Genomic DNA, 14673 nt, shown 5'->3' with positions numbered 1-14673 from the left:
CTCGAAAGCTGAACCTTGGTATAAAAGTAAACTTTCATACCTGCCACCGAAATGGCGTTTGGTTGATGCTTTTCTTGCGCAAGTGCCCACACAGATTACTTGGCTTGATATATTGTTAAAGAACGTTGCTCGGCTCAGTGGAGCTCGTAGCGAGGTGCGCATTCTACACGCCTCATTTTTGCTGTCAACCGCTTTCGAAAAGTTTTTCATTTTTCTATGCTTGCTGACTTAAAACCGTTCGAAACCTTGATAGAACACTTGTTCTTTTGGGGATTTCGTACTCATCCGCAGATGAGGGGCGTATTTTAGGCTTTTTATCGCTGCCGTCAACCTCTCTTTTACTATTTCAATACTGTTTGCACACATATTGAACAAACCTGAGTGTTTTCGTTAAATATGCTAAGCTATAGTTAAGTAGATGCTCTTTTTGCCGTGTTCAATCTACTTACTTTTACCTTTTTAATTTTTTATAAACATTCAAGGAATCAATATGACTCGCGCATCCTCTGGCCTTCAAATCGCTGTTGCAGCTATTGTAGCGGCTGTATTTACTATCATTGCTCAACTCTTTATACCTGAGGCTAATACCCTTATTGTTTCGTTACTCGCATTAGGAACTTTTCTCGGTGGTATTGTAACGCCATACATTAATTTCTATCTCTCACAGAAGAAATCACAAGTAGAGGCTACACGCCCACCCGCGAAACGCACAAGTAAAGGCGCTGATGGCCGAACACTTTACGTTGGTAACCTACCTTTTAAAATTACCGAGGAAGAAGTGCAAAATTTATTTGGCCGTTACGGTGATGTATCTGATGTGCGCTTAGTAAAAGATCGCCGAACAGGCCGAAAGAAAGGTTATGGCTTTGTAGAAATGGATGTTACCGGCGCCGATTTGGCGCTTGCCAAGCTCAACGACCGCGATTTTGAGGGGCGAACCTTAAAAGTAAGAACTGCGCACGCAGAGCAAAGCGAAAAATAATATGGTTCGAGCCGGTTCACGAATCGGCTCGCTATTCCCTCCGGCCACTTGTAACCTAATTCCTTAATTAACTGCAGAACGTTTTGAATTACGTTAAAATCCCGCCTTCATTTATATGTAGTGCAGGGTGAAACATGGCTGAGCAAGATCTCCAAGTAGCGTATCAAGAACAATTAAACGAAAAAGAGCAACGTTTAACTACATTGCTTGCACCCTTTGATACACCCGCCTTAGTGATTTTTCCTTCAGAGCCACAGCATTACCGTATGCGAGCGGAATTCCGAGTTTGGCATCAAGGTGATGATCTTTTCTATATTATGTTTGACCCAGAAACTCGGGAAAAATATCGTGTTGATCAACTCCATGCCGCGAACCAGCTTATTAACACTTTAATGCCCGCTGTTCTCGATTATGTGCAAGATAAAGAAATTCTTCGCCGGAAACTGTTTCAAGTGGATTTTTTAACCACCACCACAGGCGAAGCTCTGATTTCTTTGCTCTACCATAAGCAACTCGATGAGCAATGGTTAGTTGACATTAAACAAATGAAAGAAGCCTTTGCTAGTTTTGGCAAGGTGAACTTTATCGGCCGTGCACGTAAGCAAAAGATATTGGTTGATGCGGATCGAGTTATTGAGAAACTGAAAATAAACCAGAAAGATTATCTGTTTGAACAAATAGAAAATAGCTTTACTCAACCGAACGCGCAAGTGAATACAAAGATGATTGAGTGGGCCTGCGAAGTAACCGGAAAACAAAGCCATGATCTATTGGAATTGTATTGTGGCAACGGCAACTTTAGCCTCCCTCTTGCGGAGAACTTTCAACGTGTATTAGGTACTGAAATTAGCCGAACCTCGGTAGCCTCGGCACAAACGAATATCGCCTTGAACAGCATTGCAAATGCCCGTGTTGAACGCTTGCCTGCAGAAGAATGCGCCGCAGCAATAAAGGGGGAGAAACTGCCAACCCGTTTACAGGATATGGATTTGCTGAGCTATAACTTCAAAACCGTGTTAGTTGATCCACCGCGGGCTGGGCTTGATGACGATACTCTAGCCATGGTGGCTGACTTCGAGAATATTGTTTATATCAGCTGCAACCCAGAAACGCTTGCCAATAATTTAGAGCAACTACATAAAACTCATGATATTTCCGCAGCAGCTTTATTTGATCAATTCCCGTTCACTCACCACATCGAAACTGGTGTGTATTTACAGAAACGAAAATCCTAAATAGTGGGCTCATCTAGCGCACTTTCTTCGTGCAGCAATTCTTCAACTTCTTCGCATGGTTTGCGATTTCGGGCTCGGCAAAGATGGAGGTTCAATGTGTGCGCAATTACAATCAAACTTGCGCCCACTAAGACAACGGGTATTTCCCATCCATGGCCAAAGGCGTGGCCAATCTGGTGTTTATTAAAATAAAGAACGCCACCTAAAACGAGAAATATTACTGGCCACCAACTCTGATGGTGGCGCATACCCATAATCACCGCGATACCACCAACGAATAAGCTCGTGCTGAGAATAATTCGCTCGAATAAATCATAACCAAGAAACGAGAGCCCCATTAATCCTAAAGTTGGCAGCACCACAGGCAATAGTAGGCAATGCAGCGCGCATAACACGGCAACAATAATACCTGCTTTATCAAGTGGTTTGTGATGCATGGAAACTCCGGCTGTAATGCCTAATTTGCTTGCAAGATTTTGCTCTGAGAAACAAATAGGATTTTCTGGTGTAAAACTATGCTCGGAGTATAACTGTGATAATATAACATTTCAAGCGCTTCCCACAGGAAAGGTCAAAACTTCAGCGATATCGGTTGCACCTACGCGCAGCATTAAGAGCCGATCTAATCCCACAGCAACACCACTACAATCAGGCAACCCACTTGCCAGCGCAGCAAGCAAATGTTCATCAATCGGCTGTACGGGTAAACCCATGGCTTTTCTTTGGCGATTATCATCACGGAATCGTTGCCGCTGTTGTTCAGCATCTGCAAGTTCCCAAAATCCATTTGCTAACTCAAGCCCTTTATAAAACAACTCAAACCGATGCGATACACGCATATCCTGCTTTGAAATTCGCGCCAAAGCAGCTTGGCTCGCTGGAAAGTGGCTCACAAAACACGGCCTTTGTTGGCCAATAACCGGCTCAATTAACACACTCATGGCTAACTGCAATAAGGTATCTAGGCTATCGCTTTCACTTACGGCATCCGCAAAGCCCTGCTTCTGTAAAATCGATAACAGATTAGGTTTCGCTGCTATATCTAAAGGATCAATGTTTAAAGTTTGAATAAATGCCTGCTGATAGGTTAAACATTCTGCTGATTCACAACCTAGCACTTGTTGAATGAGCAAATTTAACTCTGCCATTAGTGCGTAATCATCAAACCCAGGGCGATACCATTCCAACATTGAAAATTCTGGATTATGGCGGCGGCTTATTTCATCATCTCGTACTACTTTGCAAATTTGAAAAATTGGCCCACTACCAGCCGCTAATAGGCGCTTCATCGCATATTCCGGTGAAGTTTGTAGATAGAAATTTTGAGGCTGTGGCATGCCCGGGCCTTGCAACCGCGTTACGGCATTATGCAAATGCACATCGGTTACACCAGCGCGCGCTAGAATCGGTGTTTCCACTTCCAACACATCTCTTTTAGCAAAAAACGCGCGGATACATTGCTGCATTTCCGCGCGTTCTTTTATTGCTTGCCAACCTGCTGTTGGCCGCCACTCAATAGAAGACATTACTGCCTTACTTCACTCGTGAAACGTATTCACCCGAGCGAGTATCTACTTTAATAACTTCGCCAATTTGCACGAATAACGGCACACGTACTACTGCACCTGTTACTAGAGTAGCTGGTTTACCACCAGTACCGGCAGTATCGCCTTTCAAACCAGGATCGGTTTCTGTAATTTCTAATTCAACAAAATTAGGTGGCGCTACGTTAATAGGCTTGCCGTTCCAAAGAGTAATGGTGCAAACATCTTGTTCAACCAACCACTTTTTATTATCACCTACCGCCGCATCATCAGCCGCAATTTGTTCAAAAGATTCGTTGTTCATGAAGTGCCAGAACTCGCCATCGGAATATAAATATGCAAGTTCAACGTCAACTACATCGGCGCCTTCAACGCTATCACCCGATTTAAATGTTTTCTCAACTACCTTTCCTGACAGTAATTTACGAATACGAACACGGCTAAATGCCTGGCCTTTACCCGGTTTTACCATCTCGTTTTCTAAAATTACGCAAGGCTCGCCATCTTGCATGATTTTGAGCCCTGATTTGAATTCGTTTGTGCTGAAATTGGCCATATGCCCCTCATTTCCTGTAAAGCATGATCAAAACTGGCCTAATAATAAACCAAAGCCGATTTGATTTCAGGTAAAATAACGCGAGTTCATTTAACATCACTATGGTTCTATACTTTCGTGCAAATACAATTACAAGAAAATTGGCAACGGCAAATAGCCGAAGCGGTTACCTCACCCACCGAACTTGGCAACCTGCTTAACTTGCCTGCGAATTGGGTTGCGCAACACAGCCAAGCGCGATCATTATTCCCCATGCGAGTTCCAAGGCATTTTATCAGCCTTATGCAGGAAGGAAATCCCGTCGACCCTTTACTCCTGCAAGTGATGCCAAATCGTGATGAATTCAACGAGGTATCCGGATTTAGCCACGATCCACTCGTTGAAAACGATGCCGCAAGCACCTCAGGTATGCTACATAAATACGAATCACGTGTGTTGCTTATTTTTCGGGGCGGCTGCGCTGTTAATTGCCGCTATTGCTTTCGCCGTCACTTCCCCTACCAAGAACACCACTTAACTCAGCAAAAATGGGCCACGATAGAAGCCTATATTCTTGCTCACCCAGAGGTGAATGAGGTGATACTAAGCGGTGGCGATCCACTGATGGCCAGTGATGCGCACCTTATTAAAGCCGCGCAAAAATTAGCGAAACTGCCACAAATTAAACGTCTGCGAATTCATTCTCGATTGCCTATCGTTATCCCAGATCGTTTAACCAAAACATTAGCTGAGCAGTTACAAGCTACCAAGCTGCAAATTATATTAGTGGTTCATGCCAACCACCCTCGAGAAATCTCATCAGCACTGAAAACGAAGTTGCAAATTTGGCAACAACACGGAATAACACTGCTGAATCAAAGTGTGCTGCTTGCTGGTGTGAACGACGATGCGGAAGTATTAGCTGAACTTAGTGAAGAGTTATTTGCTGCAGGCATTTTACCCTATTACCTGCACCAATTAGATAAAGTAGCCGGCGCAGCTCATTTTCAAGTTGAAGATAAGAAAGCGCTGGCGATTCAAGCACAGCTCTTAAAATTACTCCCTGGATTTTTAGTACCCAAGCTTGTTCGTGAAATAGGTGGCGAGGCAAGTAAAACACCTCTTTGAAACAACCACCCATAAAAAAAGCCAGTGGCTACTCACCACTGGCTGTAAATTTTTACGCAAAAACCAAGTTAACTATCTTCGCGCTCAAACGTATTTCGAAACCAACGCTCAACCATGGGCGTTTCATACTCGATAATGTTTGTACCACGGCGGCGTTGCGGTGTTGAAATGCCTTGGCCTGGTAAATCATGGCCTTTGAGTCGGTTCTCACCTTCTTTTAAAACGTTGCCATCCCCATCAAAAAGTTTATAACTCAGGGCCATGCCCGGATAATCTAAACCTTCAATGATACGAACATTTTGCACACCAGCACCAAAATCTTGCAGCACAATTCGCCCGGCTAAATCAACGTCTGTAACTGTAATTTGCAGCAATTGATCTTCTGGTAATTGCTGTGCTAACTCGTAAAACTTTTTATTAAATGCTTCCATCACCCGATCTTTATATTCATTTTGGCCGATCTGGGTTGATTGGATATCTCTGTATTTATCAGGCTCCTGCCATAACACTTCCACATCCGCAGCTAAAACCTGCGAAGGCATAATGAGGCCAACTACCATTGCTATTGAAACTATGCGCAACATAAGCCCTCCTAGTTGCTAGTAAACCTCACATAGATATAGGCGATCTGAAGCCAAACTACAAGCTTGCGCGCGGCAAATCGGCATAGATTTTGTATAAAAAAACGGCGCCGAAGCGCCGTTTTTGTAATGCTTTATGAACATTAGTTTAAATCAGTAAGCTCCTTGCTTACATCATGCCGCCCATGCCCATGTCGCCGCCAGGCATTGCTGGTGCTTCGTCTTTCGGAAGCTCCGCAACCATGGCTTCGGTTGTGATCATGAGTGACGCAATTGATGAAGCAAACTGTAATGCTGAGCGCGTTACTTTAGTTGGGTCAAGGATACCCATTTCTAACATATCGCCGTAGGTATCGTTACCTGCATTGTAACCGAAGTTACCTTCGCCAGCTTTTACCTTGTTGGCAACTACTGAGCCTTCAGCGCCAGCATTTTCAGCGATTTGGCGTAACGGTGATTCCATCGCGCGTAGTGCAAGTTTAATACCTACGTTTTGATCTTCGTTATCTCCACGTAGCTCGCTCAATTTGCTCGCTGCGCGAACAAGGGCAACACCACCACCAGGCACTACACCTTCTTCTACTGCTGCACGAGTTGCGTTAAGCGCATCTTCTACGCGCGCTTTTTTCTCTTTCATTTCAACTTCAGTAGCTGCGCCTACTTTAATTACAGCAACACCACCGGCAAGTTTCGCTAAACGCTCTTGCAGTTTCTCTTTGTCGTAATCAGAAGATGTTTCTTCGATTTGTTGACGAATTTGCGCAACGCGGCCCTCAATGGCAGATTCATCACCTGCGCCATCAACAACTGTAGTATTATCTTTGTTGATAACTACGCGCTTAGCACTACCGAGCTGGTCAAGTGTCGCTTTCTCCAGTTCCATACCAATTTCTTCAGAAATTACAGTAGCACCAGTTAGTGCCGCAATATCTTGCAACATCGCTTTACGGCGGTCACCAAAACCAGGCGCTTTCACCGCAGCAACTTTTACGATACCGCGCATGTTGTTCACTACTAGGGTAGCTAAGGCTTCGCCTTCAACATCTTCGGCAATCATCAACAAAGGCTTACCTGCTTTCGCAGTACCTTCAAGAATTGGCAACAATTCGCGGATGTTACTAATTTTCTTATCAACAACAAGAATCAGTGGGTTATCTAATTCAACCGTGCCCGTTTCTTGATTATTGATGAAGTATGGCGAAAGGTAACCACGATCGAACTGCATACCTTCAACAACATCAAGCTCATCTTCAAGGCCTTGGCCTTCTTCAACGGTGATAACGCCTTCGTTGCCTACTTTATCCATCGCCTTAGCAATGATTTCACCGATGGTGCTATCAGAATTCGCTGAAATCGTACCTACCTGAGCAATGGCCTTGTTGTCTGAACATGGTTGCGAAATATTTTTCAATTCTGCTACTGCAGCGATTACCGCTTTATCGATACCGCGTTTCAGATCCATAGGGTTCATACCCGCAGCAACTGCCTTCAAGCCTTCAGAAACAATTGATTGCGCTAAAACAGTAGCGGTTGTGGTGCCATCACCAGCTTCATCATTTGCTCGAGAAGCCACTTCTTTCACCATTTGCGCGCCCATATTTTCAAACTTATCTTCAAGTTCGATTTCTTTAGCAACGCTAACACCATCTTTGGTGATAGTTGGTGAACCATATGATTTATCGAGCACTACGTTGCGGCCTTTCGGGCCCAATGTAACTTTCACCGCATCAGCCAATACGTTAACGCCTTTCAGCATTTTTTGACGTGCGTTGTTACCAAACTTAACTTCTTTAGCTGCCATCTTTTCTATTCCTTATTCTGAGAATTCAGTGAAATGTTGAAAATTCGAGTGATGCTTTCCAAGTATGCGCTTGGGTGCTCACGTGCCTATTTACTTACTTATTCAACAATCGCAAGAATGTCTGATTCACTCATAATCAAATATTCTTCGCCGTCGATTTTTTCAGCTTTCACGCCGTAGCTCTCACTGAACAACACTAAATCACCTACTTGTACATCAAGGGCTTTCACTTCACCGCTATCGAGAACACGGCCGTTACCCACGGCAATCACTTCACCGCGTGTTGATTTTTCTGCCGCTGAACCGGTTAATACGATCCCGCCTGGTGATTTGCTTTCTGCTTCTGCACGCTTCACGATTACGCGATCATGTAATGGACGAAGTTTCATTCTTTTGATACTCCCATATCAGTGTTAATAATTAACGAAAGGCCAACTGGCCGGTGTTAAAGTTTTAGTTGCAATACAAATGGGGGCGCTGAAGAGCTTTCCAAGCCCCCCATTTAAAAAAATTTATTTTTTTTCGTTGCGGTCGTCTTTCAACTGTTGGCTTTGCTCGTTTTCATCTTTACTTTCGAAGGCATCCGCTTCGAAAGTTCGGCCATCCGCGCCATTGTCACTATCAACATTATCACTATCAAAAGGGGAGCGATTCGAGCGCTGAAAACCCCGGCTTTGAAAGCCAAACCCTTGCGCCCCACCCATGCTCACTTGAACCTGCATGCGCGCCATAATTTTCAGTGCTAATGCTTTTCGAATAAAGGGCACCAACAATAAGATGGCGAATGCATCGGTGATTAAACCTGGGGTAACGAACATCAAGCCCGCTACAAATATTAGAATGCCCTCAGCTAACTGCATGCCTGGCATTTCTCCAACAGCCATGCGCTGCTGCGCTTGTTGCCAAGCCTGCATGCCTTGGCTGCGCACCAACGCGGCGCCAATCAACGCCGTGACAATAAGAACCAAAACTGTGTTCAAACCACCGATTACCGAGCCCACTTGAATTAACACTAAAATTTCAAGTAGTGGCATAACGATGAATAATAAAAAGATGACCGGAAACATGCGTTCCTCACTTAGCTGCGCTTACCTCGGTTATAGCTCATATGTGGGGTGTTTGCGTTGATATTTCAAGAGGCGAGCGACAATTCTGCATTACAACACGAAGAGATCACGATGCGGTTGACCACGCGCTGCATTAAAAACAATTCCGCACTTCACCCTGAAGAGTGTAAGTTTGGGCAACAGGAATCGACACTTTAATAAGAAAAAGCTAATATGCTCGTTCAATTTATCCGCAATGCAGTTTATGGGATTATGAAAAGATTTTTTGCCGCAAACCGATTTTCCAAAGTGTTTTCTGTTTTCTGCCAATTCGCTAGCTTTGGCCAACACGGGGCTACACAAAAGAGCGCACGCCTTAACCATTTTCGTACACCCAAGTTATCAATAATGTTTGCACTTCTCCTGGCCCTCGCCGCAGGAACCGCAAATGCGCAAACGCAACCTTCATTTTTTGGCAATAATACCGGCGATTTCCTGCCTGTTCAGGAAGCGTTTCAACTTGATTACCAACAACAGGGCGATACGCTCTTTATTAATTTCCGTATTACCGAAGGTTACTATCTGTATCAGCACAGGTTTGGGCTAACACCAGAAGATCTTGTAGGTGATTTAACCTTACCCGAGGCGATGCCATACAACGATGAGTTTTTTGGTGATGTAAATATCTACCGCGATTATGTAAGTTTAACTGTAGATCTTGCCGCTGCAGAAACTGGTGATGTGCTCACTTTACGATATCAAGGCTGTGCCGATGCCGGCTTGTGTTATGCACCCACTACTACGGAACTCTATCTGCAAGCCACATCCGGTGATAACGAAGCAGGCGGTTATCAACTTGCTGATTTTTCCGAAACCAATACTGCAGAACCCAGTGGCGTGTTTCAGTTTCTCCAGCCCGATAGGCTCGCATTTACCGCGGGTGTTTTCCTACTTCTAGGCTTGGGCTTAGCATTCACACCGTGCGTGTTTCCCATGTATCCAATTATTTCCGGCATTATTATGGGCCAAAAACGGCCACTAAGTATGCGCCGGGGCTTCATGCTTTCGTTCGTGTATGTGCAAGGCATGGCCATCACCTACACTTTGTTGGGTATTGTGGTGGCGCTTGCGGGTATGCAATATCAAGCTTATCTGCAGCATCCTGTTTTACTCGGCGTGTTGGCCGCTCTGTTTGTGATTTTTGCGCTCGCTATGTTCGGTACCATTGCCTTTGATCTGCCGGCAAGTTGGCGGAATAAGCTGAATGCTATTAGCCAGAATCAAAAAGGTGGGGCTTACCCAAGCGTGTTTCTGATGGGTGTGCTTTCCGGCATGATTGCTTCACCATGTACCACAGCTCCGCTTTCTGGCGCTCTCCTGTTCATTGCCCAATCTGGAAATGTTTTGGTAGGCGGCGTTGTGCTTTATGCACTCAGTTTGGGTATGGGCATCCCGCTTCTAGCCATTGGCGCATCTGGCGGCAAACTGCTGCCCAAAAGTGGCCCGTGGATGAATAGTGTGAAAGTAATGTTTGGCGTGCTCATGTTAGCCGTTGCACTCTTCCTTGTGGAACGCTTATTGCCACTCACGGTTGCAGCATGGCTGTGGATAAGCTTCTTTGTGGTATCCGCCATTATTTTATATCGCGAATTCTACCAACAGCTCGCCGTTACCGGCCGCACTATCGCGGCTATCGTGCTCATTGTTCTTGCTGGAGTAGGTGTAAATTGGCAGAAGCCCTATGTTGATGGCAGTTTTGCCGCAAGTAAATTGCAGTTTGAGTATGTTCGTGATTTAAACGAACTACAGCAACGCATTAGCGAAGCTCAAAGCAACAATCAGTGGGTTATGTTGGATCTATACGCCGATTGGTGCACTGCTTGTTTAGAGCTAGAGCGCTACACTTTTAGTGATGAGAATGTGCAAGCGCGCCTAGAGAATTTTGTGGTGCTACAAGCCGATGTTACCTCGGTAAATGCCACCAACACTGAATTACTTAGTGAGTACCAGGTGCTTGGGCTGCCCACTATCTTGTTCTTTAATCAATCTGGCGAAGAACTTAGCGAACTTCGTGTTACCGGATTTATGAATGCAGAAGCATTCGAAGAACGCTTGCAACAAATCCAGCAACGCTAAGATAAAAAGAGTAGAGTTGCCGCGAATTTCGCTGATAAGACCAGTATTTTGCTGCTAAAATTGAAATTAACCTTATAATGACCCGAACTCTTGTGAAAGTTTCGGGTCATTTTGTATATGATGGCGTTTCTTTTAATTTCGCAGCAGATACCAACACAATGACCAACAAAAGCCAAATTTTAGTAATAAATGGGCCAAATCTAAATCTACTTGGTAGCCGAGAACCTGAAGTTTATGGTGCTACTACCTTGGCCGATATTGAGAACCAACTGCAAACGCAAGCACATGCGTTAGGTTGTACCCTGCGCTTTGTACAGAGCAACGCTGAACATGAACTCATTAACATCGTTCATGAAGCGGCGGCCTCCACCGATTTCATTATCATCAACCCGGCGGCTTTCACCCACACTAGCGTAGCGCTTCGTGATGCCCTGCTTGGCGTTGATATTCCATTCATCGAGGTACATTTATCGAACGTGCATGCACGCGAGGCATTCCGCCATCATTCCTATTTTTCAGATTGCGCACAAGGCGTGATCTGTGGGCTTGGCGCCCAAGGTTACGAATTCGCTTTAACAGCTGCTATGCAGCGTTTAGCCAACAACAAATAATCATTTAATTCGCATATACAGTGAAAGGTTAATAAATAATGGATATTCGCAAAATCAAAAAGTTGATCGAACTTCTCGAAGAATCTGGCATTTCTGAGCTAGAAATTACCGAAGGTGAAGAATCAGTTCGCATTAGCCGGCATTCAACCGCGCCACAACCGCAAATGATGCACTATCCAATGCAAGCCCCTACGCAGGTGCAAGGGCAAGCACCCATGCAGGTACAGGGCCAAGCGCCAGCCAATGAGGCTCATCAAGGGGCGCAATCGCCGAGTTCTGATGCGGCAAAAGCAGAAGAAGTGAGCGGTACCGTTGTTCGTTCACCAATGGTAGGCACCTATTACGAATCACCAGCCCCAGGATCTAAAGCTTTTATCGCTGTGGGGCAACGAGTAAATGTAGGTGATACCTTGTGTATCGTAGAAGCAATGAAAATGATGAACCACATCGAAGCGGAAGTTTCCGGTGTAGTGAAACAAATTCTGGTAGAAAACGAAGCGCCGGTTGAATTTGATCAACCTTTATTCGTGATTGAGTAATTCACCAGATAAGGCAATTGTTATGCTAGATAAAGTTGTTATAGCCAATCGTGGTGAAATTGCTCTGCGAATTCTGCGAGCATGTAAAGAGCTTGGCATTAAAACCGTAGCCATTCACTCTACGATTGATAAAAATTTGAAACACGTGCTGCTCGCCGACGAATCAATTTGTATCGGACCGGCATCGGCCACTGAAAGCTACCTCAATATTCCTCGTATCATAAGCGCAGCGGAAGTAACCGACGCAGCCGCGATTCACCCGGGATACGGATTTTTGGCCGAGAACGCTGATTTTGCTGAGCAGGTGGAGAATTCTGGTTTTATTTTTATCGGCCCTACGCCTGATGTTATCCGCATCATGGGCGATAAAGTAGCTGCCATTGAAGCCATGAAGCAAGCGGGTGTTCCTTGTGTCCCAGGCTCTGGTGGCCCGCTTGACGACGACGATGATAAAAATAAGAAAATTGCGAAACGAATTGGCTACCCGGTCATCATTAAAGCCTCTGGCGGCGGCGGTGGCCGTGGTATGCGTGTGGTTCGCGAGGAAAAAGATTTACTTAAATCGATTCAAGCAACCCAAAGTGAGGCGCGCTCTGCATTTGGTAATCCCGTAGTTTATATGGAGAAGTTCCTCGAGAACCCACGGCACATTGAAATTCAGGTGTTAGCCGATGGCCAAGGCAACGCGATTCACCTTGGCGAGCGTGATTGTTCAATGCAGCGCCGGCACCAGAAAGTTGTGGAAGAGGCGCCAGCTCCTGGCATAACGCCAGAAATGCGTAAGAGCATTGGTGAACGTTGTGCCCGAGCCTGTGTTGAAATTGGCTACCGTGGCGCCGGAACCTTCGAGTTCTTGTATGAAAACGGCGAGTTCTATTTTATTGAAATGAACACCCGAATTCAGGTAGAGCATCCCGTTACCGAAATGGTAACCGGTATTGATTTGGTGAAAGAGCAGTTGCGCATTGCCGCGGGCCGCCCACTCTCAATTAACCAAGAAGATGTGATTGTTCGTGGTCATGCCGTTGAGTGTCGAATTAACGCCGAAGATCCGAAGAACTTTATTCCTTCACCAGGCTTAATTACGCGCTTCCACCCTCCAGGTGGCATGGGTGTACGCTGGGATTCTCATATTTACTCAGATTACCGCGTGCCGCCGAATTACGATTCAATGATTGGTAAGCTCATTACTTACGGTGAAAACCGTGAAGTTGCCATTGCGCGTATGCGCAACGCCTTAAGTGAGTTGATTATTGAAGGCATTAAAACCAACACGCCACTGCAAAAAGATATTATGGCGGATGAAAATTTCCAAAATGGCGGTACCAACATTCACTACCTCGAGAAAAAGCTAGGTATGAGTTAGCGCCAGTGTGCTAAACTCGCGATATAATAAAAAGCTCAGGCCAATAGCCTGGGCTTTTTTCATGCATTTCTGGCGTTGTATGTATTTAGTGCTCGGGTAGCACAGCGGCGCTAGATTATTGCTGAGCACGCACAATTGTAGGAAATCGGAATGCCTTGGATACAACTTACACTTACCACGAAAGAAAGTTATGGCCGCCAACTTGGCGATATACTTATGGCCAATAAAGCACAGGCGGTTACCTATCGTGATGCCAAAGATGCGCCTATCTTTGAGCCAGGCCCCGGTGAAGTGCCGCTTTGGGAGCTCACCCAAGTAACCGGTTTATACCCTGCCGAAACCGATATGCAGGCAGTGATCAAGAACCTCAGCAAAGTAAGTTTTCTGGCTAAGCCTCTGCGTTACAAAACCGATCAGCTGGAAGATAAGGATTGGGAACGCGAGTGGATGGATAATTTCAAGCCTATCGATTTTGGAAATGGCTTGTGGGTTGTGCCTTCTTGGCATCAGCCGCCAGTAGCCGACGCCGCCAACATTCTGCTTGATCCAGGCATGGCCTTCGGTACCGGCACACACCCAACTACGTCACTGTGTTTACAATGGCTAGCTGAGCAAGATTTAACCGATAAAAGTACAGTTGATTTTGGCTGTGGATCGGGCATTTTGGGCATTGCCGCACTGAAGCTCGGCGCAGTTAGCTGTTTAGGCACCGATATCGATCAACAAGCATTAAAGGCTACTCATGAAAATGCGGAATTGAACGGTGTAGCCGATAAGTTTTCAGTTTACTTACCAGAAGAGGCACCAGAGCATAAAGCCGATGTTGTGATTGCCAATATTCTTGCCGGCCCATTGCGGGAATTAGCACCGAACTTGTTAGCCTATTTAAAGCCCGGTGGCATGATTGCTATGTCAGGTATTTTAGTACGCCAAGCCGAAGCCGTAATGGCCGCTTATGAGCCCTTAATTCAATTTGAACCCGTGCGTGAAAGCGGTGATTGGTGCTTTTTACACGGCAGAAAAGTGAATCCTTAAACATTTGCATAACAATTCACCGCAAACTGCATTTTGCAGGCGGTAAAGTCAAGAGCAAAAATTACAATTTTATGCTGTTTTGTTTACTTTATCGCCTTTCCTTTCTGCGTTAAATTCCCTAAAATTCATCCCCC

General features: G+C 45.3%; 15 protein-coding genes. 8 read left to right on the top strand and 7 right to left on the bottom strand.

Translation table 11 applies throughout. From position 1 onward, the window contains the following. Nucleotides 1–490 precede the first annotated feature (490 nt). Both CWE08_RS10775 and trmA read left to right on the top strand, forming a co-directional pair. Complete coding sequence (locus CWE08_RS10775; protein ID WP_126768166.1) at nucleotides 491–982, top strand: RNA recognition motif domain-containing protein; 492 nt, start codon at nucleotides 491–493, stop codon at nucleotides 980–982. A gap of 134 nt (nucleotides 983–1116) precedes the next feature. Next, on the top strand, nucleotides 1117–2217 hold the full coding sequence (gene trmA / locus CWE08_RS10770; RefSeq protein WP_126768165.1) for a tRNA (uridine(54)-C5)-methyltransferase TrmA: 1101 nt from the start codon (nucleotides 1117–1119) through the stop codon (nucleotides 2215–2217). Here trmA and CWE08_RS10765 read toward each other — a convergent pair. The 3 genes from CWE08_RS10765 to efp all read right to left on the bottom strand — a co-directional run bounded on the left by CWE08_RS10765 (nucleotide 2214) and on the right by efp (nucleotide 4317). Next, complete coding sequence (locus CWE08_RS10765; RefSeq protein ID WP_126768163.1) at nucleotides 2214–2654, bottom strand: MerC domain-containing protein; 441 nt, start codon at nucleotides 2652–2654, stop codon at nucleotides 2214–2216. The genes trmA and CWE08_RS10765 overlap by 4 nt on opposite strands. 111 nt (nucleotides 2655–2765) lie before the next feature. After that, nucleotides 2766–3743, bottom strand: a complete 978-nt coding sequence (gene epmA, locus CWE08_RS10760) for an elongation factor P--(R)-beta-lysine ligase (protein WP_126768162.1) — start codon at nucleotides 3741–3743, stop codon at nucleotides 2766–2768. A gap of 7 nt (nucleotides 3744–3750) precedes the next feature. Continuing rightward, complete coding sequence (efp, locus tag CWE08_RS10755) at nucleotides 3751–4317, bottom strand: elongation factor P (protein ID WP_126768160.1); 567 nt, start codon at nucleotides 4315–4317, stop codon at nucleotides 3751–3753. Between the two features lie 117 nt (nucleotides 4318–4434). Between efp and epmB the strand changes: the two genes are divergently transcribed. Then, nucleotides 4435–5424, top strand: coding sequence for an EF-P beta-lysylation protein EpmB (epmB, locus tag CWE08_RS10750; protein ID WP_126768159.1), 990 nt, complete (start codon nucleotides 4435–4437; stop codon nucleotides 5422–5424). Between the two features lie 68 nt (nucleotides 5425–5492). Here the strand turns inward: epmB and CWE08_RS10745 are convergent, their stop codons facing one another. The 4 genes from CWE08_RS10745 to CWE08_RS10730 form a co-directional block, all read right to left on the bottom strand. After that, complete coding sequence (locus tag CWE08_RS10745; protein ID WP_126768157.1) at nucleotides 5493–6008, bottom strand: DUF3016 domain-containing protein; 516 nt, start codon at nucleotides 6006–6008, stop codon at nucleotides 5493–5495. Nucleotides 6009–6174: 166 nt separating this feature from the next. Continuing rightward, nucleotides 6175–7806 carry a chaperonin GroEL gene (groL, locus tag CWE08_RS10740; protein WP_126768155.1) on the bottom strand — a complete coding sequence of 544 codons (1632 nt, stop codon included), beginning with the start codon at nucleotides 7804–7806 and terminating at the stop codon, nucleotides 6175–6177. 98 nt (nucleotides 7807–7904) lie between these two features. Next, the gene (locus CWE08_RS10735) at nucleotides 7905–8195 is read right to left on the bottom strand and encodes a co-chaperone GroES (protein WP_126768154.1); all 291 of its coding nucleotides are present in this window, start codon (nucleotides 8193–8195) and stop codon (nucleotides 7905–7907) included. A gap of 123 nt (nucleotides 8196–8318) precedes the next feature. Then, nucleotides 8319–8873 (bottom strand): FxsA family protein, encoded by a 555-nt coding sequence (locus tag CWE08_RS10730; RefSeq protein ID WP_126768152.1) that lies wholly within the window; start codon nucleotides 8871–8873, stop codon nucleotides 8319–8321. Between the two features lie 387 nt (nucleotides 8874–9260). On the opposite strand from CWE08_RS10730, the gene CWE08_RS10725 reads away from it, so the two are divergent. From CWE08_RS10725 to prmA, 5 genes are all read left to right on the top strand, one after another. Next, on the top strand, nucleotides 9261–10988 hold the full coding sequence (locus tag CWE08_RS10725) for a protein-disulfide reductase DsbD (RefSeq protein ID WP_126768151.1): 1728 nt from the start codon (nucleotides 9261–9263) through the stop codon (nucleotides 10986–10988). Between the two features lie 158 nt (nucleotides 10989–11146). Beyond that, entirely contained in the window at nucleotides 11147–11599 is a 453-nt protein-coding gene (gene aroQ, locus CWE08_RS10720) for a type II 3-dehydroquinate dehydratase (RefSeq protein ID WP_126768171.1), read from the top strand. A 38-nt stretch (nucleotides 11600–11637) separates the two neighbouring features. Continuing rightward, nucleotides 11638–12138, top strand: a complete 501-nt coding sequence (accB, locus tag CWE08_RS10715) for an acetyl-CoA carboxylase biotin carboxyl carrier protein (RefSeq protein WP_126768149.1) — start codon at nucleotides 11638–11640, stop codon at nucleotides 12136–12138. Nucleotides 12139–12160: 22 nt separating this feature from the next. Then, nucleotides 12161–13504 (top strand): acetyl-CoA carboxylase biotin carboxylase subunit, encoded by a 1344-nt coding sequence (accC, locus tag CWE08_RS10710; protein ID WP_126768148.1) that lies wholly within the window; start codon nucleotides 12161–12163, stop codon nucleotides 13502–13504. 150 nt (nucleotides 13505–13654) lie between these two features. Continuing rightward, entirely contained in the window at nucleotides 13655–14539 is an 885-nt protein-coding gene (gene prmA, locus CWE08_RS10705) for a 50S ribosomal protein L11 methyltransferase (RefSeq protein WP_126768146.1), read from the top strand. Nucleotides 14540–14673: the final 134 nt, after the last annotated feature.

The sequence above is a fragment of the Aliidiomarina iranensis genome, from assembly GCF_003987135.1.
GTDB classification, from domain to species: Bacteria; Pseudomonadota; Gammaproteobacteria; order Enterobacterales; family Alteromonadaceae; genus Aliidiomarina; species Aliidiomarina iranensis.
The sequence above is the reverse complement of the archived record's forward strand: the minus strand, read 5'-3'. Positions and strand labels throughout refer to the sequence as shown.

Coding starts and splice junctions, on each gene's coding strand:
- CWE08_RS10775 (WP_126768166.1), top strand. CDS start 491: ATGACTCGCGCATCCTCTGGCCTTCAAATCGCTGTTGCAGCTATTGTA.
- trmA (WP_126768165.1), top strand. CDS start 1,117: ATGGCTGAGCAAGATCTCCAAGTAGCGTATCAAGAACAATTAAACGAA.
- CWE08_RS10765 (WP_126768163.1), bottom strand. CDS start 2,654: ATGCATCACAAACCACTTGATAAAGCAGGTATTATTGTTGCCGTGTTA.
- epmA (WP_126768162.1), bottom strand. CDS start 3,743: ATGTCTTCTATTGAGTGGCGGCCAACAGCAGGTTGGCAAGCAATAAAA.
- efp (WP_126768160.1), bottom strand. CDS start 4,317: ATGGCCAATTTCAGCACAAACGAATTCAAATCAGGGCTCAAAATCATG.
- CWE08_RS10745 (WP_126768157.1), bottom strand. CDS start 6,008: ATGTTGCGCATAGTTTCAATAGCAATGGTAGTTGGCCTCATTATGCCT.
- groL (WP_126768155.1), bottom strand. CDS start 7,806: ATGGCAGCTAAAGAAGTTAAGTTTGGTAACAACGCACGTCAAAAAATG.
- CWE08_RS10735 (WP_126768154.1), bottom strand. CDS start 8,195: ATGAAACTTCGTCCATTACATGATCGCGTAATCGTGAAGCGTGCAGAA.
- CWE08_RS10730 (WP_126768152.1), bottom strand. CDS start 8,873: ATGTTTCCGGTCATCTTTTTATTATTCATCGTTATGCCACTACTTGAA.
- CWE08_RS10725 (WP_126768151.1), top strand. CDS start 9,261: ATGTTTGCACTTCTCCTGGCCCTCGCCGCAGGAACCGCAAATGCGCAA.
- aroQ (WP_126768171.1), top strand. CDS start 11,147: ATGACCAACAAAAGCCAAATTTTAGTAATAAATGGGCCAAATCTAAAT.
- accB (WP_126768149.1), top strand. CDS start 11,638: ATGGATATTCGCAAAATCAAAAAGTTGATCGAACTTCTCGAAGAATCT.
- accC (WP_126768148.1), top strand. CDS start 12,161: ATGCTAGATAAAGTTGTTATAGCCAATCGTGGTGAAATTGCTCTGCGA.
- prmA (WP_126768146.1), top strand. CDS start 13,655: ATGCCTTGGATACAACTTACACTTACCACGAAAGAAAGTTATGGCCGC.